17 protein-coding genes are annotated in these 20,379 nt (G+C 64.5%); 12 read left to right on the forward strand and 5 right to left on the reverse strand.

Going from position 1 to position 20,379, the window contains the following annotated elements:
* Positions 1 to 218: 218 nt before the first annotated feature.
* Complete coding sequence (gene xdhC, locus EA796_RS09045; RefSeq protein ID WP_122108380.1) at positions 219 to 1,055, forward strand: xanthine dehydrogenase accessory protein XdhC; 837 nt, start codon at positions 219 to 221, stop codon at positions 1,053 to 1,055.
* Positions 1,056 to 1,225: 170 nt separating this feature from the next.
* Entirely contained in the window at positions 1,226 to 2,527 is a 1,302-nt protein-coding gene (gene guaD / locus EA796_RS09050) for a guanine deaminase (RefSeq protein WP_122108381.1), read from the forward strand.
* A 140-nt stretch (positions 2,528 to 2,667) separates the two neighbouring features.
* On the opposite strand, the gene EA796_RS09055 is transcribed toward guaD, so the two are convergent.
* On the reverse strand, positions 2,668 to 3,435 hold the full coding sequence (locus EA796_RS09055) for a GntR family transcriptional regulator (protein ID WP_021443267.1): 768 nt from the start codon (positions 3,433 to 3,435) through the stop codon (positions 2,668 to 2,670).
* Between the two features lie 594 nt (positions 3,436 to 4,029).
* On the opposite strand from EA796_RS09055, the gene EA796_RS09060 reads away from it, so the two are divergent.
* Complete coding sequence (locus EA796_RS09060; RefSeq protein ID WP_021443268.1) at positions 4,030 to 5,370, forward strand: NCS2 family permease; 1,341 nt, start codon at positions 4,030 to 4,032, stop codon at positions 5,368 to 5,370.
* A gap of 476 nt (positions 5,371 to 5,846) precedes the next feature.
* Here the strand turns inward: EA796_RS09060 and uraH are convergent, their stop codons facing one another.
* The gene (gene uraH / locus EA796_RS09065) at positions 5,847 to 6,200 is read right to left on the reverse strand and encodes a hydroxyisourate hydrolase (RefSeq protein ID WP_021443269.1); all 354 of its coding nucleotides are present in this window, start codon (positions 6,198 to 6,200) and stop codon (positions 5,847 to 5,849) included.
* A 404-nt stretch (positions 6,201 to 6,604) separates the two neighbouring features.
* Here uraH and puuE point away from each other — a divergent pair, with 404 nt between their 5' ends.
* The 7 genes from puuE to EA796_RS09100 all read left to right on the forward strand — a co-directional run bounded on the left by puuE (position 6,605) and on the right by EA796_RS09100 (position 14,720).
* Positions 6,605 to 7,549, forward strand: coding sequence for an allantoinase PuuE (gene puuE / locus EA796_RS09070; RefSeq protein WP_122108382.1), 945 nt, complete (start codon positions 6,605 to 6,607; stop codon positions 7,547 to 7,549).
* On the forward strand, positions 7,546 to 8,061 hold the full coding sequence (gene uraD / locus EA796_RS09075) for a 2-oxo-4-hydroxy-4-carboxy-5-ureidoimidazoline decarboxylase (RefSeq protein WP_122108383.1): 516 nt from the start codon (positions 7,546 to 7,548) through the stop codon (positions 8,059 to 8,061). Before puuE ends, uraD begins: the two co-directional genes overlap by 4 nt.
* A gap of 42 nt (positions 8,062 to 8,103) precedes the next feature.
* Positions 8,104 to 8,607 carry an ureidoglycolate lyase gene (locus EA796_RS09080; protein WP_122108384.1) on the forward strand — a complete coding sequence of 168 codons (504 nt, stop codon included), beginning with the start codon at positions 8,104 to 8,106 and terminating at the stop codon, positions 8,605 to 8,607.
* Positions 8,608 to 8,654: 47 nt separating this feature from the next.
* Entirely contained in the window at positions 8,655 to 9,956 is a 1,302-nt protein-coding gene (locus EA796_RS09085) for a urate hydroxylase PuuD (protein ID WP_122108385.1), read from the forward strand.
* 380 nt (positions 9,957 to 10,336) lie between these two features.
* Entirely contained in the window at positions 10,337 to 11,839 is a 1,503-nt protein-coding gene (locus EA796_RS09090) for a nucleobase:cation symporter-2 family protein (RefSeq protein WP_178082550.1), read from the forward strand.
* A 76-nt stretch (positions 11,840 to 11,915) separates the two neighbouring features.
* The gene (locus EA796_RS09095; protein WP_021443275.1) at positions 11,916 to 12,776 is read left to right on the forward strand and encodes an outer membrane protein OmpK; all 861 of its coding nucleotides are present in this window, start codon (positions 11,916 to 11,918) and stop codon (positions 12,774 to 12,776) included.
* A 477-nt stretch (positions 12,777 to 13,253) separates the two neighbouring features.
* Positions 13,254 to 14,720 (forward strand): NCS1 family nucleobase:cation symporter-1, encoded by a 1,467-nt coding sequence (locus EA796_RS09100; protein ID WP_122108387.1) that lies wholly within the window; start codon positions 13,254 to 13,256, stop codon positions 14,718 to 14,720.
* Positions 14,721 to 14,724: 4 nt separating this feature from the next.
* Here the strand turns inward: EA796_RS09100 and EA796_RS09105 are convergent, their stop codons facing one another.
* Together EA796_RS09105 and moaA are read right to left on the reverse strand one after the other, a co-directional pair.
* Positions 14,725 to 15,564 carry an ABC transporter substrate-binding protein gene (locus EA796_RS09105; RefSeq protein WP_122108388.1) on the reverse strand — a complete coding sequence of 280 codons (840 nt, stop codon included), beginning with the start codon at positions 15,562 to 15,564 and terminating at the stop codon, positions 14,725 to 14,727.
* A gap of 43 nt (positions 15,565 to 15,607) precedes the next feature.
* On the reverse strand, positions 15,608 to 16,603 hold the full coding sequence (gene moaA, locus EA796_RS09110) for a GTP 3',8-cyclase MoaA (protein WP_122108389.1): 996 nt from the start codon (positions 16,601 to 16,603) through the stop codon (positions 15,608 to 15,610).
* Positions 16,604 to 16,815: 212 nt separating this feature from the next.
* Here moaA and EA796_RS09115 point away from each other — a divergent pair, with 212 nt between their 5' ends.
* On the forward strand, positions 16,816 to 17,460 hold the full coding sequence (locus tag EA796_RS09115) for a TetR/AcrR family transcriptional regulator (protein WP_122108390.1): 645 nt from the start codon (positions 16,816 to 16,818) through the stop codon (positions 17,458 to 17,460).
* Positions 17,461 to 17,725: 265 nt separating this feature from the next.
* Here EA796_RS09115 and EA796_RS09120 read toward each other — a convergent pair whose 3' ends face one another.
* Entirely contained in the window at positions 17,726 to 18,160 is a 435-nt protein-coding gene (locus EA796_RS09120; RefSeq protein WP_021442614.1) for a heme-binding protein, read from the reverse strand.
* Between the two features lie 335 nt (positions 18,161 to 18,495).
* On the opposite strand from EA796_RS09120, the gene gcl reads away from it, so the two are divergent.
* Complete coding sequence (gene gcl / locus EA796_RS09125; RefSeq protein WP_031302778.1) at positions 18,496 to 20,271, forward strand: glyoxylate carboligase; 1,776 nt, start codon at positions 18,496 to 18,498, stop codon at positions 20,269 to 20,271.
* Positions 20,272 to 20,379: the final 108 nt, after the last annotated feature.

Here is a 20,379-nt window from a genome sequence, read left to right on the forward strand (position 1 = left end):
CACCCTACGGGCTGCCGAGGCTCGTAGGGTGGACAACCGCGAAGCGTTGTCCACCAGGCCGTAGACGCACAACCCAGCAGGTGTAAAACAATGACAAAACACACCGAACCGAATAACCGCCCCGCTCGCCCGGCGCCGGAGCCGATTCTCGATCCGTCGCCGAGTAACTGGCGCCTGCCGCGCCCGGGACAGACCACGCCTTCCTGGAGGCTGAGCAAATGAGCTGGATCAGCGCCCTCGCCGAGCTGCAGGAAAAAGGTGAAGCCTGCGTTCTGGTGACCATCATCGAGGAACGCGGCTCGACGCCGCGCAATGCCGGCTCGAAGATGGTGGTCACCGCCGAGCGCATCTTCGAGACCATCGGCGGCGGTCATCTGGAATACAAGGCCATGGAAATGGCCCGCGAGATGCTCGCCAGCCGCAGCCAGGACACGCGCCTGGAGCGCTTCTCCCTCGGCGCCAGCCTGGGCCAGTGCTGCGGCGGCGCCACCGTGCTGCTGTTCGAGCCCATGGGTCAACCACAGGCGCAGATCGCCGTGTTCGGCGCCGGCCATGTCGGCCGCGCGCTGGTGCCGCTGCTCGCCAGCCTGCCGTGCAAGGTGCGCTGGATCGACTCGCGGGAGAACGAATTTCCCGAGCACATCCCCGCCGGCGTGGAGAAGATCGTCAATGACGAGGTGGTCGACGAGGTGGAGAACATGCCGCCCGGCAGCTACTACATCGTCATGACCCACAATCACCAGCTCGATCTGGAGCTGACCGCAGCGATCCTCAAACGCGGCGACTTCGCCTACTACGGCCTGATCGGCTCGAAGACCAAGCGCGTCAAGTTCGAGCATCGCCTGCGCGAACGCGGCTTCGAAGAAACCCTGATGGCGCGCATGCGCTGCCCCATGGGTCTGCCGGAAGTGAAAGGCAAGCTGCCGGTAGAAATTGCCGTGTCCATCGCCGGTGAGGTGATCGCCACCTACAACGCCAGCTTCGGCCAGGACGTGAAGAAGGGTGAGTCCAGCGTCGCCAAACTGCTGCCCGCCTCGCGCCGCACCCAGCCGTAGGTTGGCGCTGAGCGCTGCGAAGCCGATCGCGGCCCGGCCCAACAGGGAGTGCGCAGCACTCCACCCGGCGGGCCCGGTTTGCGGCAACGCCAGGCTCACCACCCTCGTGTTGGGCTTCGCGGAGCTCAGCCCAACCTACCCGTACTACCTTGATCTGAGATTTGAGCCCCATGACCACCAACGTCAAAGCCTACCGCGCCGCCATTTTGCACAGCCTCGCCGACCCGGCCGTGGTCGGCGTCGAGCAGTCCTATGAGTATTTCGAGGACGGCATCCTGCTGATCGAAAATGGCAAGGTCGCCCAGGTCGGCGCCGCTGCCGAGCTGCTGCCGAAACTGGCCGGCGTCGACGTCCAGCACTACCGCGACGCGCTGATCACCCCCGGCTTCATCGACACCCATATCCACTACCCGCAGACCGGCATGATCGCCTCCTACGGCGAGCAGTTGCTGGACTGGCTCAACACCTACACCTTCCCCACCGAGCGGCAATTCGAAGACAAGGCTCACGCCAGCGACGTGGCGGCGATCTTCCTCAAGGAACTGCTGCGCAACGGCACTACCACCGCCCTGGTGTTCGGCACCGTGCACCCGCAATCGGTGGACGCCTTCTTCGAGCAGGCCGACAAGCTCAACCTGCGCATGATCGCCGGCAAGGTGCTGATGGATCGCAACGCCCCGGACTACCTGACCGACACCGCCGAAACCGGCTACGCCGAGAGCAAGGCCCTGATCGAGCGCTGGCACGGCAAGGGCCGCCTGCACTATGCGGTCACCCCACGCTTCGCCCCCACCAGTACGCCGGAGCAACTGGAACTGGCCGGCAAGTTGCTGGGCGAGTACCCGGACCTGTACATGCACACCCACCTGTCCGAGAACCGCAAGGAGATCGAATGGGTCAAGGAACTCTTTCCCGAGCGCAAGGGCTACCTGGACGTCTATGACCACCACAAGCTGATCGGCCCGCGCGCGGTGTTCGCCCATGGCGTGCACCTGTGCGACGAGGAGTGCCAGCGCCTGGCCGAAACCGGCTCGGCGGTGGCCTTCTGCCCGACCTCCAACCTGTTCCTGGGCAGCGGCCTGTTCGACCTGAACAAGCTGGAAGCACACGGCGTGCGCGTCGGCCTGGGTACCGACGTCGGCGCCGGTACCAGCTTCAGCCAGCTGCAATCGCTGAACGAGGCGTACAAGATCATGCAGCTGCAGGGCAAGAAGCTCGACCCGTTCAAGTCGCTGTACCTGGCCACCCTGGGCGGCGCCAATGCGCTGTACCTGGACGACCGGCTGGGCAACTTCCTGCCCGGCAAGGACGCCGACTTCCTGGTGCTGGACTACAACGCCACGCCGCTGATGAGCTACCGCATGCAGCAGGCCAGGAGCCTGGAAGAGCGGTTGTTCGCCCTGACCATGCTCGGTGACGACCGCGCGGTGAAGGAAACCTTCGCCGCCGGCGTGTCGGTGCACCAGCGCTAAGCGTAGGGGGGCGCGGGTCCCCCAGGTCGCGCGCACCAGCGATTGTCCAGGGGCCGTGGTGCGCACAGCGCACCCTACCCCGCTGAAACAAAAAAGCCCCGAGGCGCGAGCATCGGGGCTTTTTTCTACAGCGCCGTCAATCAGCGGTTGGCGGCGCTACGCCCGGACTTCTTCTTGGTCTGCAGCAGGTGCGAGAACACCGCGTGCAGGTCATCCGAGGCGCTTTCCTCGTCCAGATTGAGCTTGCTGTCGATATGGTCCATGTGGTGCATCATCAGGTGCACCGCACGCTCGGCATCGCGCGCCTCGATGGCGTCGATCAGCTGGTTGTGCTCGTCGTAGGAACAATGCGAGCGGCTGCCGCTTTCGTACTGGGCGATGATCAGCGAAGTCTGCGACACCAGGCTGCGTTGGAAGCTCACCAGCGGCGCGTTACGCGCGGCCTCGGCCAGCTTGAGGTGGAACTCGCCGGACAGGCGGATGCCGGCGCCGCGATCGCCACGGGAGAAACTGTCCTGCTCGTCCTTGACCATCTGCCGCAGCTCGGCCAGTTGCTCGGCGGTGGCGTGTTCGACGGCCAGCTCGGTGATGGCGCGCTCGACCAGACGGCGCGCGTAGAAGATCTGCCGCGCTTCTTCGACGCTGGGGCTGGCGACCACCGCACCGCGGTTCGGTCGCAGCAGCACCACCCCCTCGTGGGCCAGGCGCGACAGCGCGCGACGAATGATGGTACGGCTGACGCCGAAGATCTCGCCCAGGGCCTCTTCGCTCAGCTTGGTGCCGGGCGCCAGACGCTGTTCGAGAATGGCATCGAAGATATGGGCGTATACGACATCGTCCTGAGTCCCGCTGCGGCTGCTTTTGCCGGTGCGCGGCTGCTTCTTGAGGGGCTGCAATTGATCGTTCATTCTGGCTCGCGTCAATGAGAGTCGGCGACACTGCGACTCTACTGTGTTCTACCCGGTAGCTGACAAGCACCGGGAGAAAAATCATCGGAAAAAAATTCGGACAATTGTACACAATTCAACCAATCGATGCACCAGAGTTGTATGACCACCCCTTTTCGGGCTCAGCCGAGGGCAAGCGACGAACGGCGGGCCGGCTCAAATTCTTTCCTTATATAGCCGTCATTTCTCAGGCCATTACCGGCTAACCAGGCATAGTCCCCTGTGCGGCGATCTCGATCGCGATGCCGAGCACGGCGTCACAAAAAATCCTATCTATTTGTTTTAAATGAATTTTCTAAAAATCGGCGACAGCCATTGTCGCCAATTACACCCGTTCTCGTGGCAAAATCGGCCCAGGGTTCGATTTGTGCAACATTAAAAACATTAATTGCATTTTTTGTATACAACAGCATAATCGCGCCTGAGTGACTTCTTGACCGCTCGGTCAACAACTTAGCCAGGAAGCACCGCGAACGCACCGCCTGCCTCAGAGAGCCGCTGTCCTCGCGCAAGGCTCTGGGCGGTACACAACAAGAGAGATGAGGAGTACCCGCTGTGGAAAGCGTCAAACAAGAACAACACGCGTCTCAACTGGCAAGAACCGGTCTGCTCGACCGTTTCTTCAAGCTGACCGAGCACCGCACCACCATCAAAACCGAGTTGCTGGCCGGCCTGACGACCTTCGTCACCATGGCCTACATCATCTTCGTCAACCCAAACATCATGGCCGGTGCCGGCGTCGACCACGGCGCGGCCTTCGTCGCCACCTGCATCGGCGCGGCGCTGGGCTGCTTCCTCATGGGCCTGTACGCCAACTGGCCGGTGGGCCTGGCACCAGGCATGGGCCTCAACGCCTTCTTCACCTACACCGTGGTCGGCGAGATGGGCTACAGCTGGCAGATCGCCCTCGGCGCGGTGTTCATCTCCGGCGTGCTGTTCATGATCATGAGCCTGTCGAAGATCCGCGAGTGGCTGCTCAACAGCATCCCCATGAGCCTGCGCTTTGCCATGGGCGCCGGGGTCGGCCTGTTCCTCGGCCTGATCGGCCTGAAGACCGCCGGCATCGTCGTCGACAGCCCGGCCACCCTGCTGACCATGGGCTCGTTCGGTAACCCCAACGCCCTGCTCGCCGCCGTGTGCTTTCTGCTGATCGCCGTGCTCAGCCACCGCAACGTGTTCGGCGCCATCCTCTTCAGCATGCTCGGCGTCACCGCGCTGGGCTGGGCCCTGGGTCTGGTGGAGTACGGCGGCCTGGTGTCGATGCCGCCGAGCCTGGCGCCGACCTTCCTGGCCATGGACATCGCCGGGGCCTTCAACGTGGCCATGATCAGCGTGATCCTCGCCTTCCTCTTCGTGAACATGTTCGACACCGCCGGCACCCTGATGGGCGTGGCCCACCGCGCCAACCTGGTGGACGAAGATGGCAAGATCCAGAACCTGTCCCGCGCGCTCAAGGCCGACTCCACCTCCAGCGTGGTCGGCGCCGTGGTCGGCTGCCCGCCGGTGACCAGCTACGTGGAGAGCGCCTCGGGCGTGGCCGCCGGCGGCCGCACCGGTTTGACCGCCGTGGCCGTGGGTGTGCTGTTCCTCGCGGCGATGTTCTTCGCCCCGCTGGCCGGCATGATCCCCGCCTACGCCACCGCCGGCGCGCTGATCTACGTGGCGATGCTGATGATGAGCGGCATGGCCCATATCGACTGGAAGGACCACACCGACACCATCCCGGCCATCGTCACCGTGGTGATGATGCCGCTGACCTTCTCCATCGCCAACGGCATCGCCCTGGGCTTCCTCACCTACGCCACGCTGAAGCTGCTGACCGGCCAGCGCGACAAGGTCTCGCTGAGCCTGTACGTGCTGTGCGTGATCTTTATCGCCAAGTTCGCCTTCCTCTGACGGCAAACCTGGTGTTGATCGAAGCCCCGGCCATGTGCCGGGGCTTTTCGTTTGGCCATTGGCGTCGGGACGCGCAGCCTCGGCGCGCCCCGCAAGCATGTCGCCCAGCCTTTCGCGGATTGCATCCGGGCCAGGCACAGGCAGCGATAGCCCGGTTGGGGGCGCCCCGCGTAGCGCATCCACACTTGGTACCGTGGAAGGCGTCGAACCTGGTGCGCGCAGCGCACCCCAGATGCGGCTCCCCCACTGGTGGCCGACCAGGCAGCCTAGCGACAAGCGCAATGCTGGGTTACCCGGCGCTCGGGTGACCTGGCGATCCCCACGACACTCCCAGCGCCGCCAGCCCCACAAAGCGACCGGCAACACAGCCCTGCAACGCGGGCAAAAAAAAGCCCGCAGTGTGAGCGGGCCTAAGGACTCGAACGAGTCTGAGGGTGACAAGCATTCGTCTGACGGGCAGCTGGCCCGCCAGTCACTCAGCTACCGCGGTAGGTGGAGTAGCTGTAGGGGGAAATCAGTAGCGGCACGTGGTAGTGCTCCTGGCCGGCGTCGATACCGAAGCGCAGCACCACCACATCGAGGAACGCCGTATCCGGCAGCTTCACGCCACGGGCGCGGTAGTAGTCGCCGGCGTGGAAGTGCAGCTGGTAGACGCCCGTGCGGTAGTCCTCGCCCTGCAGCACCGGCGCATCGCAACGGCCGTCGTGGTTGGTGGTAACGCTGTTGATCAGCTCCAGCTGCGCGCCTTCGACGCGGTACAGCTCGACCTTGATGTCACTCCCCGGACAACCGTGCGCGGCGTCCAGTACATGCGTAGTCAAACGTCCCATGGCTCTCGGGCGCCCGTCGCGGCCTGCGGCTACACGGACACCACACCTCCTCTACTCTGTTGAAATCGGCTCGTCGCAGTGCTCCGACGCTCTGGCAGGATAGCACACAGAGCGAATATAAAACACTTTACACACAAATTGTACACAATAAATCCAGCAAAAAGCCCGACCTGACAACCGGATCGTTCGCGCCCCATCGGCATGCAACTCAGCAGCCACGCCAGCAGCGGAGCACATAGCTGACCAATCAGGCAAGTTTCTTGCTTGCTCGACCAGGGAAGAAAATGACGAAAAGTCGATTTACAAACGGCAACTAACTTTGTATACAATTAGCCATCCCGGTCGCGCAGCCTTCCGATCCCGAGGCGCGCAGTGACCGCAACGTTCCAGATAGGAAGACTGCAGTGAGCGCTGATTACCCACGCGATTTGATCGGCTACGGCGACACCCCTCCGCATCCGCACTGGCCGGGCGATGCCCGCATCGCCCTGTCCTTTGTGCTCAACTACGAGGAAGGTGGCGAGCGCAACATCCTCCATGGCGACAAGGAATCCGAGGCCTTTCTCTCCGAGATGGTCGCCGCCCAGCCGCTGCAGGGCCAGCGCAACCTGTGCATGGAGTCGCTCTACGAGTATGGCAGTCGCGCCGGCGTGTGGCGTCTGCTCAACCTGTTCAAGAAACACGACATTCCGCTGACCGTGTTCGCCGTGGCCATGGCCGCCCAGCGTCACCCCGAGGCGATCCGCCAGATGGTCGCCGCCGGTCACGAGATCTGCAGCCACGGCTACCGCTGGATCGATTACCAGAACATGGACGAGGCCACCGAGCGCGAGCATATGCTCGAGGCCATCCGCATCCTCACCGAGCTGACCGGCGAGCGCCCGCTGGGCTGGTACACCGGTCGCCTGGGCCCGAACACCCGGCGCATCGTGCGCGAGGAAGGCGGTTTCCTCTACGACTCCGACACCTACGACGACGACCTGCCCTACTGGGACCCGGCCAGCACCGCGGAGAAGCCGCACCTGGTGATCCCCTACACCCTGGACACCAACGACATGCGCTTCACCCAGGTGCAGGGCTTCAACAAGGGCGACGATTTCTTCGAATACCTCAAGGATGCCTTCGACGTGCTCTACGCCGAAGGCGAGGCCGGCGCACCGAAGATGCTGTCGATCGGCATGCACTGCCGCCTGCTCGGCCGCCCGGCGCGCCTGGCTTCGCTGGCACGCTTCCTCGACTACGTGAAGAGCCACGACAAGGTCTGGTGCGCCCGCCGCGTCGACATCGCCAAGCACTGGCACGCCACCCACCCCTTCCGTGCGACCGCCGAACAAGAGAGCAGCAAATGAGCCGTTTCCAGACCCTGACCCCGTCCCAGCTGAGCCGCGAGGCGTTCGTTGCCGCCTTCGCCGACATCTACGAGCACTCGCCCTGGGTCGCCGAGAAGGCCTACGATCTCGGCCTGGACGCTAGCGTCGACGAGATCGACGGCCTGCAGCAGCGCATGGCCGACATCCTCCTGTCCGCCAGCCACGAGGCCCAGTTGGCGCTGATCAATGCGCACCCGGATCTGGCCGGCAAGGCTGCCGTGCGCGGCGAGCTGACCGCCTCCAGCACCGCCGAACAGTCCGGCGCCGGCATCCACGAATGCACCGCCGAGGAGTTCGCCCGTTTCACCGAACTCAACGACGCCTACAAGGCCAAGTTCGGCTTCCCCTTCATCAAGGCCGTCAAGGGCAGCAACCGCCACCAGATCCTGGCCGCCTTCGAAGAGCGTATCCACAACACGCCGGAGCAGGAATTCGCCACCGCCCTGGCCGAGATCAACAAGATCGCCATGTTCCGCCTGCAGCAGCTGTAAGGCCGCAGTCCCATTCAACCGAGCAGAACAAGTAGAACAGCCATGCGTAGCCTGACCATCGAGCCCCTGAGCAAAGAAGCCTTCGCCCCCTTCGGTGACGTGATCGAAACCGAGGGCAGCGACTTCTTCATGATCAACAACGGCTCCACCCGCCGCTATCACAAGCTGGCCACGGTGGAGACCGCGCAGCCGGAGGATCGGGCCATCATCAGCATCTTCAGCGCCGAGGCGCTGCAGATGCCCTTGACCATCCGCATGCTGGAACGCCATCCGCTGGGCAGCCAGGCCTTCATTCCGCTGCTCGGCAACCCCTTTCTGATCGTGGTCGCGCCAGTTGGCGATGTACCTGTATCAGGGTCCGTCCGTGCCTTCCTCAGCAATGGCAGGCAGGGCGTCAATTACCATCGCGGCGTCTGGCACCACCCGGTGCTGACGATCGAAAAGCGGGATGACTTCCTGGTGGTTGATCGCAGTGGTTCCGGCAACAACTGCGATGAGCATTTCTTCAATGAGGACGAGCTCCTTCTCCTCAACCCCCACCAATAAGAGAAGCCCGGGGCTGGCGTGCCTCCCCCGGGAAAGAGGTACAGATCGTGGAAGCACATTTCACCGAATGGCTAAACCTGGGCATCCGCTGGATCCATATGATCACCGGCATCGCCTGGATCGGCGCATCCTTCTATTTCGTCTGGTTGGAGAACAACCTCAACCGTAGCAATCCCCGCGAGGGCCTGTCGGGCGACCTCTGGGCGATTCACGGCGGCGGCATCTACCACCTGGAAAAGTACAAGCTGGCTCCGCCGAAAATGCCGGAGAACCTGCACTGGTTCAAATGGGAGGCCTACGCCACCTGGCTGTCGGGCATCGCCCTGATGCTGGTGGTGTACTACCTCAACCCCAGCCTGTACCTGATCAAGCCGGGCGTCGAGCTGGCACCGGCCATGGGCATCGTCATCGGCTTCGGCTCGATGATCGCCGGCTACGTGATCTATCACTTCCTGTGTGATTCGCCACTGGGCAAGCGCCCGGCCCTGCTCGGCGCCGTGCTGTTCGTGCTGATCATCGCCGCCGCCTATGGCTTCAGCCAGATCTTCAGCGGCCGCGCTGCGTACATCCATGTCGGCGCCATCATCGGCACCATCATGGTCGGCAACGTGTTCTTCACCATCATGCCGGCCCAGCGCGCGCTGGTTAAGGCGATCGAAGACAACACCACGCCCGATCCGACCCTGCCGGCCAAGGGCCTGCTGCGCTCGCGCCACAACAACTACTTCACCCTGCCGGTGCTGTTCATCATGATCAGCAACCACTTCCCGAGCACCTACGGCAGCCAGTACAACTGGCTGATCCTGGCCGGTATCGCGATCCTGGCCGTGCTGGTGCGTCACTACTTCAACACCCGCCACGACAGCAGCAAGTACGTCTGGACCCTGCCGGCCGCGGCGCTGGGCATGATCTGCCTGGCCTACGTCACCGCCCCGGTACGTCAGGCGCCGACCGCCGCACCGGTGGCCGTGGTCGAACAGGCCGCCAGCGAAACCCTGGCCAAGGTCGAGGAAGTGAGCGAAGCCGCCCCCGCGGCGCCCGCCGCCAGCGAAAGCGCCGCAGCCGACGCAACCGCGAGCACTGGCAGCGCCGACTTCGCCAAGGTCGAGAGCGTGATCCACGAGCGCTGCACCGTCTGCCACTCGGCCACCCCGAGCAGCCCGATGTTCAGCACCGCGCCGGCCGGTTTCATGCTCGACACCCCCGAGCAGATGAAGGCGCAGGCGGCCAAGATCCATGCGCAGACAGTGGCCACGCAGATCATGCCGCTGGGCAACATCACCCAGATGACCCAGGACGAGCGCGATTTGATCGGCAGCTGGATCGCCCAGGGCGCCCAGACCAACTGATTGCCACACATGCCGCGCCCGTGACTGGGCGCGGCATTTTTTTAGATTGATCGCTCAAGCCATCCCCCGAACGGCTTCTGCAGCCACCAAGGGGGCGCCCAGCCTTGATGCGCGAGCAAATTCGCGCCTACAGGGTGCAAGGCGCATCCAACACATCGGCGCCAATCGCCTCGTCCCGCCCATGAACCGCCGGCAGCGCAAGCTGACCGGCGGTTCAGTTTTTGTGCACAATCCATAAATAAATTGTTTTTAACCATGTCCACAAGTTGTATAGTCGGCACATTCTGACCGATTGGACAGCTTTCCTTCGAGCAGAGCAGAGGTGCCGTGAAGCCTCGTGTAAGCCCATGACCATATAAAAACAACTGGCAGGCTATGACATGACCACAGACCGCAACACCCAAGCCCCAGCTGCGCCTTCCGGCAACAGCGACCTGATCTACCAGCTGGACGACACCCCAGCCTTCGCCCCTGCCATCTTCGCGGCGCTGCAGCATGTGCTGGCCAGCTTCGTCGGCATCATCACCCCCACCCTGATCGTCGGCAGCGCCCTCGGCCTCGGTGCCCACGTGCCCTACCTGGTGAGCATGGCGCTGTTCGTCTCCGGCCTCGGCACCTTCGTCCAGGCCAAGCGCATCGGCCCGATCGGCTCCGGCCTGCTGTGCCTGCAGGGCACCAGCTTCGGCTTTCTCAGCGTGGTGCTCAGCGCCGGCTTCATCGTCAAGGGCCGCGGCGCCAGCGAGGAGGAGATACTCGCCACGCTGTTCGGCATCTGCTTCTGCGCCGCCTTCGTCGAGATCGCCTTCAGCCAGTTCATCAACAAGCTGCGCAAGGTGATCACCCCGGTGGTCACTGGCACCATCATCTGCCTGATGGGCCTGTCGCTGATCAAGGTGGGCATGACCGACTTGGCCGGCGGCTACGGCGCGCCGGACCTCGGCGCCCTGCATCACCTGGCCCTCGGCGGCCTGGTGCTGGGTACCATCGTCCTGCTCAACCGCGCCTCCTCGCAGGTGCTGCGCCTGTCGGCGGTGATCATCGGCCTGGCCCTGGGCTTCGCGGTGGCCTGGTTCACCGGCCGGGTGGACTTCGCCAACATGGCCGAGGTGCCGCTGATCAGCGTGCCGCAACCGTTCAAGTACGGCTTCGGCTTCGACTGGATCGCCTTCGTGCCGATCGCGGTGATCTTCCTGATCACCCCGCTGGAGACCGCCGGCGACCTGACCGCCAACTCGATCATCTCCAAGCAGCCGGTCAAGGGCCCGCTGTACATGCGCCGGATCAAGTCCGGGGTGCTGGCCGACGGCTGCAACTCGGCGGTCGCCGCCATGTTCAACAGCCTGCCGATGACCACCTTCAGCCAGAACAACGGGGTGATCCAGCTCACCGGCGTGGCCAGCCGCCACGTGGGCTTCTACATCGCCGGCATCCTGGTGCTGCTCGGCCTGTTCCCGGTGGTCGGCGCGGTGCTGCAGCTGATGCCCAAGCCGGTGCTCGGTGGCGCCACCCTGATCATGTTCGGCACCGTCGCCGTGGCCGGCATCAAGATCCTCAGCGAAGCCGGCCTGCACCGCCGCAACGTGCTGATCGTGGCCATCTCCCTGGGCCTGGGCCTGGGCGTGGCCGGCGTGCCGGACGTGCTGTCGCACATGCCGGACGTGCTGAAGAACATCTTCGGCTCGCCGATCACCATCGGCGCCTTCAGCGCCATCGTGCTGAACATCTTCCTGCCCGACGAGACCCACGAGGTCGAGGAAGACGACTACGACCCCGAGGCGCACCTGCACACCGTGCTGCAGAACCGCCAGGACGACGAGGCCGTCGACGACGGCAGCCTCAAGACCCTCAGCCGCGACCTTACCCCGGACGCGCGACCGAGCTGACCGCCAACCTCGCTTCCCCTCCCGGCGGCGCGCCGCCGGGAGCTACCTGCTTGCACTCCAACAATAAGGAAAATCCATGAAACTCAAGCATCTGCCCCACTGCCTCGCCCTCTCCGCCGGACTGTTCTCCGGCCAGCAGGCGCTCGCCGGCGACCTGCTCTACTGGCAGGACAACAGCCTGTCCTACCTGTACGGCGAAAATTTCCAGCGCATGAACTTCAATGGCGAGGAGCAGCGCACCCAGACCACCTTCACCTTCGAGCACGCCAGCGGCTGGGCCTGGGGCGACGTGTTCTACTTCCTCGACTACATCCGCGCCGACAACGTGCAGTCGCGCGGCAGCTTCGACAACGGCACCTTCCGCCAGCACGACAAGGATTCCTTCTACTACATGGAGTTCTCCCCGCGCGTCAGCCTGAGCTGGCTGACCGGGCAGAAGCTGGCCGCCGGCCCGATCAAGGACGTCTACGCCGCCTTCACCTACGAGAAAGGCGAAGGCGGCCCCGGCCCGGAGAACTACCTGTACGGCGTCGGCCTGGACTGGGACGTGCCCGGTTTCGCCTTCTTCAAGACCAACCTGTACCGGGTGAAGATCAACAACCACACCTTCTTCGCCGACAGCGACAGCAACGGCTACGCCACCCAGCTGACCGTCTCCGCCGCCTACCCCTTCAGCGTCGGCCAGCAGGACTTTTTGGTCGACGGCTTCGTCGACTGGCGCTCGCCGTCCAGCGACGCCGGCACCCAGACCTCGGTGGGCTCCTCGATCCAGGTCAAGTGGGACGCCGGCAAGGCCCTGTTCGGCAAGGAGCGCCAGCTCTACGTCGGCACCGAAGTGAACATGTGGCACAACAAGTACGGCGTGAAGCCGGTGGACGGTTCCACCGACGGCTTCGACCAGACCGCGGTGCAGGCACTGGTCAAGTACCACTTCTGACCGCTGCCACACCGCACTTGGCCGACGTCGGGTAGGGACGACGGCCGGGTAAAAAGGGGGATGGGCCTTGCGCCCTTCCCCCTTTTTCTTTGCGCCGAGCGCAAGGGGCGCACGGAGCACAGCCTTTACCAACCCGATCCCGCACCAACCGGGCGCTTACGAACCAGGCCCAGCACCGCATCGGTGCAGGATCGAGCCGCCCTATCCGGCTTCTCCATCAATGGCTTGCAAGCATACAACTGACCAGCAGGTCAAGTTTTTGCACACAATAAACAGCTTTTTTGTGTGCAATTTGTCAGAAAGCCATATTCAGCGGCGCGTTTTATGTGTACAAGGCAATCAGGTTCCTACCGAAATTCTGCCGAAACGGCTGTATACACAAGATCGGCCGAACGGCGTCTACAAAAACGGAACGGAACCTGCAGACAAATCTCCTCATACGCCGCCACGGCGCAAGAACAAAACTGGGAGCTGTCCATGTCCAACGCCGAAGAATTCCGCATCAAGCACATCGATACCTCGCTGCACAACGAGGACCTCGCCCCGCTCGCCCCGGAGAAACGCAAATGGGGCTGGTTCGAGATCTTCAACGTCTGGTCCAACGATATCCAGAGCCTGTTCGGCTACACCCTGGCCGCCACCCTGTTCATCTCCTACGGGCTCAACGGCTGGGCGGTGCTGGCCGGCATCGTCCTCGCCGGTTTCATCGTCATGGGCCTGGTGCAGCTGACCGGCAAGCCGAGCGTGAAGTACGGCATTCCCTTCCCGGTGTTCGCCCGTGCCAGCATGGGCGTGCGCGGCGCCAACTTCCCGGCCCTGGTCCGCGGCATAGTCGCGATCTTCTGGTACGGCGTGCAGACCTACTTCGCCTCCACCGCGGTGGCGCTGCTGCTCAACTCGCTGCTGCAGCCCGAGGCGCCGGCCACCTTCCTCGGCATGACCGCCATCGGCTGGCTGTCCTACCTGATCGTCTGCGTGTTCCAGGTGGCGCTGTTCATCCGCGGCATCGACTGGATCACCAAGTTCCTCAACTGGGCCGGGCCGCTGGTCTACGTGGTGATGATCGCGTTGATGGCGATGATCTGGTACCAGGCCGGCCCCAGCCTGCTCGGCGAGCTGGGCAACATCTTCGACGGCAGCGGCGAGTATGCTGCCGGCCCGGTAGCCGCCTTCTTCGCCGTGGTCGGCACCATGGTCGCCTACTTCGCCGCGGTGGTGATCAACTACGGCGACTTCGCCCGCTTCGTCAAAAGCGAAAAGCAGATGACCGTCGGCAACTTCCTCGGCCTGCCGGTGAGCCTGGCGTTCTTCTCGCTGATCGCCCTGGTGATCACCGCCGGCACCGTGGTGGTGTTCGGCGAGACGCTGACCAACCCCACCGACATCGTCGCGCGGGTGGACAACCTGAGCCTGACCATCATCGCCGCGCTGACCTTCTTCGCCGCGACCGTGGGCATCAACCTGGTGGCCAACTTCATCCCGCCGGCCTACGACCTGGCCAACCTGGCGCCGGCGCATATCAGCGCGCGCACCGGCGGCTTCATCACCGCGGCCATCGCCTTCTTCATCGGCGCGCTGTGGGTGGCCTTCATCAGCAACGTCGGCATCGCCGCCTTCGTCGACACCCTGGGCGCGGTGCTGGCGCCGCTGTACGGCATCATCGTCGCCGACTACTACCTGGTGCGCCGCGGCAAGCTCGACCTGCAGCAGCTGTTCAGCGCCGAGGTCGGTTCGGCCTACTACTTCGACGGCGGCTGGAACCGCAAGGCGCTGATCGCCTTCGCGGTGGCCTCGGTGTTCTCCGTCGCCTCGGTATGGACCCCGGGCCTGAGCCAGCTGTCCGGCTACGCCTGGATCTTCGGCGCACTGCTCGGTGCGGCCCTGCACTACGGGCTGATGCGTGGCCAGGCCCAGGCGGTGAAGCGCGCCAGCGCTGTCGTCTGAAGCCTCACGGGGTGGACGAAGCCGGCGCCCGTGCGCCGGCTTTGGCTTTCTGGCGTTCGAGAAAGTCCACCTTCCACTGCTCCAGGCCGATGTACTCGCTGTCCAGATTGGCCTCGACCCGGTGCTTGTCCTTCAGCGCCGCGACCTGCGCCGCGCGCTCGCCGAGAAAACGGTCGAAGCGCGCGATCAGCTCGGGCTGGCGAGCGCTCGACAGATGGAAGCTGCCGCGGGTGTGCGGCAGCTTGGGGTCGAACACCAGGGCGCCGGGGCGGGCGCGGATGTTGTCGAGGTAATGGGTCGCCACCACCACGTTGAAGTAGGCGCCATCGGTGTCCTGCTTCAGCGCCTGGCGAATCATCTGGCGCAGATCGTCGCTGTAGCTCAGGCGGATCTGTCCGCTGTCGATGCGCTGCTCGTAACCGCGCGGCGTCCAGCCCTGCACCATGGCCAGGCGAGCGATGCCCTCCAGCGCCTGGCCTTGCCGCTGCGGCGCCACCAGCACGCCGTCGACGTAATCGACCACCGCCTGGCTGTAGTGCAGGGTCATGCCGGCCTTCTGCGCCTGCGCCCAGTGCGGGCTGTCCGGGTACTTGAAATCGATCTCGCCGCGCTGCAGCGCCGGCAACAGCTGCTCCACCGGCAGCGCCTTGTAACTCAGGCTGATACCGCTGTCGGCGGCGAAGGTATCCAGCACCTCGCGGGCGAAACCGCGGTAGTCGCCCTGGGCGTCGAGGCTGTAGTGCGGGGCGAACGGCAGATCCTCGACGCCGACCACATAGCTTTGCGCCAGGGCAGTGGGCGTCAGCAGAACGGCAGACAGCAGACACAGTGGTACGGGCTTCATTGCAAGCCTCCTTATTGTTGTTCTGGGAATCCGGTCAGGCGGCTCAGCCGCCGGTCATGCTCATAAAGCGCACCACCTGTACCTGCTCGTCGCTGGCGAAGTGGTGCCGCTCGGGTTTCAGGCGCAGCGCCTCGATCAGCGCCTGGCGCAGGCGCGCGCCGTCGCCGGGGTGGGCGCGCAGCAGGCGCTTGAGATCCAGCGCGTTGTCGTGGCCGAGGCAGAGCACCAGCTTGCCCTCGGCGGTGACCCGCACGCGGTTGCAGTCGCCGCAGAAGTTGTGGCTGTGCGGGGAGATAAAACCGACCCGCGACTCGCTGCCGACCACCTGCCAGTAACGCGACGGCCCGCCGGTGACCTGGCTGCTGCGCACCAGCGCATGGCGCTGCTCGATGCGCGCGCGCACCTCGTCGCTGGAGCAGAAGGTCTGCTCGCGCCTGTGACTGACCACGCTGCCCAGCGGCATTTCCTCGATAAAGCTGATGTCCAGGCCGCGGGCGATGGCGAACTCGACCAGATCGAGCACCTCGTCGTCGTTGCGCCCGCGCTGCACCACGCTGTTGAGCTTGATCCGCTCGAAGCCGGCGGCGCGCGCCACGTCGATGCCGACCAGCACCTGGTCGAGCTTGTCGCGCCGGGTGAAGGCGGCGAAACGCTCGCGCTTGAGCGAATCCAGGCTGACGTTCAGGCGGCGCACGCCGGCCGCGCGCAGCTGCGGCGCCAGCTCGGCCAGCTGCGTGCCGTTGGTGGTGATCGCCAGGTCGTCCAGCTCCGCGCGCGCGCCCAGGCGCTGCAGCAGGCTCAGCAGGTTCTTGCGCACCAGCGGTTCGCCGCCGGTGATGCGCACGCGCCGCACCCCGAGACCGATAAAGGCGTCGGCCACGGCGTAGAGTTCTTCCAGGCTGAGAATCTGCTGGCGCGGGGCGAAGACCATGTCCTCGCTCATGCAGTAGGTGCAGCGAAAGTCGCAGCGGTCGGTGACCGACAGCCGCAGGTAGGTGATGCGCCGGCCGAAGGGGTCGACGAGTTGGGTCGTATGCACAGCCGGTCTCCTGCAGCGTCGCGCGCCGAGACTTTTTGTTATGGATATCGCTGACAGGGATAGAAACAGAAAAGCGATTTTTTGTATACAGGAATTTGACCCATGGGTCAGATAGCCGCTGTGCGGCCCGTGGCCGCTGGCTTGAGCCCCGCGCAAGGCCGGTGCTACCATGCCCGACCGCCGCCCGGCGGCTGAGCAGATCACAGGGCCTTATGACCAGCATTCGCGAACGAAACAAAGAGCTGATCCTGCGCGCGGCCAGCGAAGAGTTCGCCGACAAGGGCTTCGCCGCCACCAAGACCAGCGACATTGCGGCCAAGGCAGGCCTGCCCAAGCCCAACGTCTACTACTACTTCAAGTCCAAGGAAAACCTCTACCGCGAGGTGTTGGAAAGCATCATCGAACCGCTGCTGGCCGCCTCCGCGCCGTTCAACCAGGCGGGCCACCCGAGCGAGGTGCTGACCGCCTACATCCGCTCGAAGATCCGCATCTCCCGCGAGCTGCCTTACGCCTCCAAGGTATTCGCCAGCGAGATCATGCACGGCGCGCCGCACCTGTCGCCGGAGCAGACCGAGCAGCTCAATGCCCAGGCCAAGCACAACATCGCCTGCATCCAGCGCTGGGTCGACAAGGGCCTGATGGCGCAGGTCGATCCGCACCACCTGCTGTTCAGCATCTGGGCCGCGACCCAGACCTATGCCGACTTCGACTGGCAGATCTCCACCGTCACCGGCAAGGCCAGCCTGGACGACGCCGACTACGAAGCCGCGGCGCAGACCATCATCCGCCTGGTGCTCAAGGGGTGCGAAGTGGCTCCGGCGCCGTCCACGGCTTCCGAGCTGGTGAGCAGCGTCTAAGCGGCTGACCGCAGCAGGGTGCACCGTGCGTACCGAGTTAAAGAGATGTTCGGCATCCTGCAGGACGCATCGCGCCTTACCGATCCACCGCTCTGGGGGATGTAAAAAGCGACATCCACCCTACGCAACGACCTGGAAACAGTGGGCGGCGCTTTAGCGGCGACGCCTCCAAGCCGCAGTCGCGGCCAAAGCCCCTCCCACAGTCGTAGCCCGCTCAATCCGGGCATAACGCGCACCGGCGCTAAAGCCGGTGCGCACGCCCCCCCTACGCCCCGGCATCCGCCTTCAGCCCCAGCGACTCCAGTGCGCTGACCGCACACTGCTCGTCGATATCCGAGGTGTCGCCGGTGATGCCGACGGCGCCGATCACTTCGCCGCGCTCGTCGCGGATCAGCACGCCGCCCGGCGCCGGCACCAGGCTGCCCTGGGCCAGGTTGTTCACCGCCCCGATAAAGGCCGGGCGCTGCTGCGCGTCGGCGGCGATCAGGCGCGAGCCCTTGCCCAGAGCCAGCGCACCCCAGGCCTTGCCGATGGCGATCTGCGGGCGCAGCAGGCTGGCGCCGTCCTCGCGCTGCAGGCAGATCAGATGCCCGCCGGCATCCAGTACGGCGACGGTCAGCGGCGCCGCCTTTATCTCGCGGCCCACGGCCAGCGCGCGGTTACCGATGGCGTTGGCGGTTTGCAGGTTCAAGTTGCTCATGCGGATGACTCCTGAAGTGACGAAGGGAACGAAACGCCCGGAGCGAGGCCGGCACTGCGCATGCCGACGGCCCCAGGCAATCCAAAGCTCGCCCTCACTATCCCACCAGAAACAAAAAATTCAACCACTACATACAATATTATTTTTTATTGTATACAGTTAGCGCGACACACCTCTTCGCCTGCACTGCCAACCCCGTCAAACGGGCGTTTCAAAAGAATTTGGCCCAGGCGACAGGCTGCACCGGAAAAATTGTTGACCGCGAAGTCATGGCCTGCATAGAATCCGAGCCAGGTGTTTTGTATACAATCTGATAACAAAAGAGGCACAAGATTATGGCCAGAATGAGAGCAATCGAGGCAGCCGTACTGGTGATGCGCCGCGAAGGCGTCGATACCGCGTTCGGCGTCCCCGGCGCTGCCATCAACCCCCTGTATGCCGCACTGAAGAAACTCGGTGGCATCGATCACGTCCTGGCCCGTCACGTCGAAGGCGCTTCGCACATGGCCGAGGGTTACACCCGCACCAATGCCGGCAACATCGGCGTGTGCATCGGCACCTCCGGCCCGGCCGGCACCGACATGGTCACCGGCCTGTACTCGGCGTCGGCCGACTCCATCCCGATTCTGTGCATCACCGGCCAGGCGCCGCGTGCGCGCATGCACAAGGAAGATTTCCAGGCGGTCGACATCACCAGCATCGTCGGCCCGGTAACCAAGTGGGCGACCACCGTGATGGAACCCGGCCAGGTGCCGCGCGCCTTCCAGCGCGCCTTCCAGGAAATGCGCAGCGGCCGTCCCGGCCCGGTGCTGATCGACCTGCCGTTCGACGTGCAGATGGCCGAGATCGAATTCGACATCGACGCCTACGAGCCGCTGCCGGTGGCCAAGCCGACCACCAGCCGCATCCAGGCCGAGAAAGCCATCGCCCTGCTCAACGAAGCCGAGCGCCCGCTGCTGGTCGCCGGTGGCGGCATCTTCAATGCCGACGCGGCGGACAAGCTGGTGGAATTCGCCGAGCTGACCGGCGTACCGGTGGTGCCGACCCTGATGGGCTGGGGCGCGATCCCCGACGACCATAAGCTGATGGTCGGCATGGTCGGCCTGCAGACCTCGCACCGCTACGGCAACGCCACCCTGCTCGCCTCCGACCTGGTGTTCGGCATCGGCAACCGCTGGGCCAACCGTCACACCGGTTCGGTGGAGGTCTACACCGAGGGCCGCAAGTTCATCCACGTCGACATCGAACCGACCCAGATCGGCCGCGTGTTCAACCCGGATCTGGGCATCGTCTCCGACGCCGGCGCCGCGCTGGACGCCTTCCTCGAAGTGGCCCGCGAGTGGCAGGCCGCCGGCAAGCTGAAGGACCGCAGCGCCTGGGTCGAAGCCTGCCGCGAGCGCAAGCGCACCCTGCAGCGCAAGACCCACTTCGACAACGTGCCGGCCAAGCCGCAGCGCGTCTACGAAGAGATGAACGAAGCCTTCGGCAAGGACACCTGCTACGTCAGCACCATCGGCCTGTCGCAGATCGCCGGCGCGCAGTTCCTCCACGTCTACAAGCCGCGCCACTGGATCAACTGCGGCCAGGCCGGCCCGCTGGGCTGGACCATTCCGGCGGCCCTCGGCGTGGTCAAGGCCGACCCGAACCGCAACGTGGTGGCGCTGTCCGGCGACTACGACTTCCAGTTCATGATCGAGGAGCTGGCCGTCGGCGCGCAGTTCAACCTGCCGTACATCCACGTGCTGGTGAACAACTCCTACCTGGGCCTGATCCGTCAGGCGCAGCGCGGCTTCGACATCGACTACTGCGTGCAGCTGGCGTTCGAGAACATCAACGCGCCGGAGCTCAACGGTTACGGCGTCGATCACGTCGCCGTGGTCGAGGGCCTGGGCTGCAAGGCGATCCGCGTGTTCGACCCGAACGAGCTGCAGAACGCCTTCGCCGAAGCCAAGCGCCTGATGGCCGAGCACCGCGTGCCGGTGGTGGTGGAGATCATCCTGGAGCGCGTCACCAACATCTCCATGGGCACCGAGATCAACGCCATCAACGAGTTCGAGGAACTGGCCGAGCGCGGCGTCGACGCGCCGACCGCCATCTCGCTGCTGGATTGATCCGTCCGCCGGGTGTGCCACGCGCACCCGGCCACCACGACGTAGCCCGGATGCAATCCGGGAAGACCGCAACACCGCCCCGGATTGCATCCGGGCTACGACAAGGAG

The sequence above is a fragment of the Pseudomonas sp. AOB-7 genome (assembly GCF_003696305.1).
Taxonomy (GTDB): Bacteria; Pseudomonadota; Gammaproteobacteria; order Pseudomonadales; family Pseudomonadaceae; genus Aquipseudomonas.

Excerpts from the sequence above, each read along its gene's own strand:
- EA796_RS09120 (WP_021442614.1), bottom strand. The coding sequence starts at position 18,160 with ATGAGCAACTTGAACCTGCAAACCGCCAACGCCATCGGTAACCGCGCG.
- EA796_RS09090 (WP_178082550.1), top strand. The coding sequence starts at position 10,337 with ATGACCACAGACCGCAACACCCAAGCCCCAGCTGCGCCTTCCGGCAAC.
- EA796_RS09095 (WP_021443275.1), top strand. The coding sequence starts at position 11,916 with ATGAAACTCAAGCATCTGCCCCACTGCCTCGCCCTCTCCGCCGGACTG.
- xdhC (WP_122108380.1), top strand. The coding sequence starts at position 219 with ATGAGCTGGATCAGCGCCCTCGCCGAGCTGCAGGAAAAAGGTGAAGCC.
- guaD (WP_122108381.1), top strand. The coding sequence starts at position 1,226 with ATGACCACCAACGTCAAAGCCTACCGCGCCGCCATTTTGCACAGCCTC.
- EA796_RS09105 (WP_122108388.1), bottom strand. The coding sequence starts at position 15,564 with ATGAAGCCCGTACCACTGTGTCTGCTGTCTGCCGTTCTGCTGACGCCC.
- uraH (WP_021443269.1), bottom strand. The coding sequence starts at position 6,200 with ATGGGACGTTTGACTACGCATGTACTGGACGCCGCGCACGGTTGTCCG.
- EA796_RS09115 (WP_122108390.1), top strand. The coding sequence starts at position 16,816 with ATGACCAGCATTCGCGAACGAAACAAAGAGCTGATCCTGCGCGCGGCC.
- uraD (WP_122108383.1), top strand. The coding sequence starts at position 7,546 with ATGAGCCGTTTCCAGACCCTGACCCCGTCCCAGCTGAGCCGCGAGGCG.
- EA796_RS09055 (WP_021443267.1), bottom strand. The coding sequence starts at position 3,435 with ATGAACGATCAATTGCAGCCCCTCAAGAAGCAGCCGCGCACCGGCAAA.
- EA796_RS09080 (WP_122108384.1), top strand. The coding sequence starts at position 8,104 with ATGCGTAGCCTGACCATCGAGCCCCTGAGCAAAGAAGCCTTCGCCCCC.
- EA796_RS09100 (WP_122108387.1), top strand. The coding sequence starts at position 13,254 with ATGTCCAACGCCGAAGAATTCCGCATCAAGCACATCGATACCTCGCTG.
- gcl (WP_031302778.1), top strand. The coding sequence starts at position 18,496 with ATGGCCAGAATGAGAGCAATCGAGGCAGCCGTACTGGTGATGCGCCGC.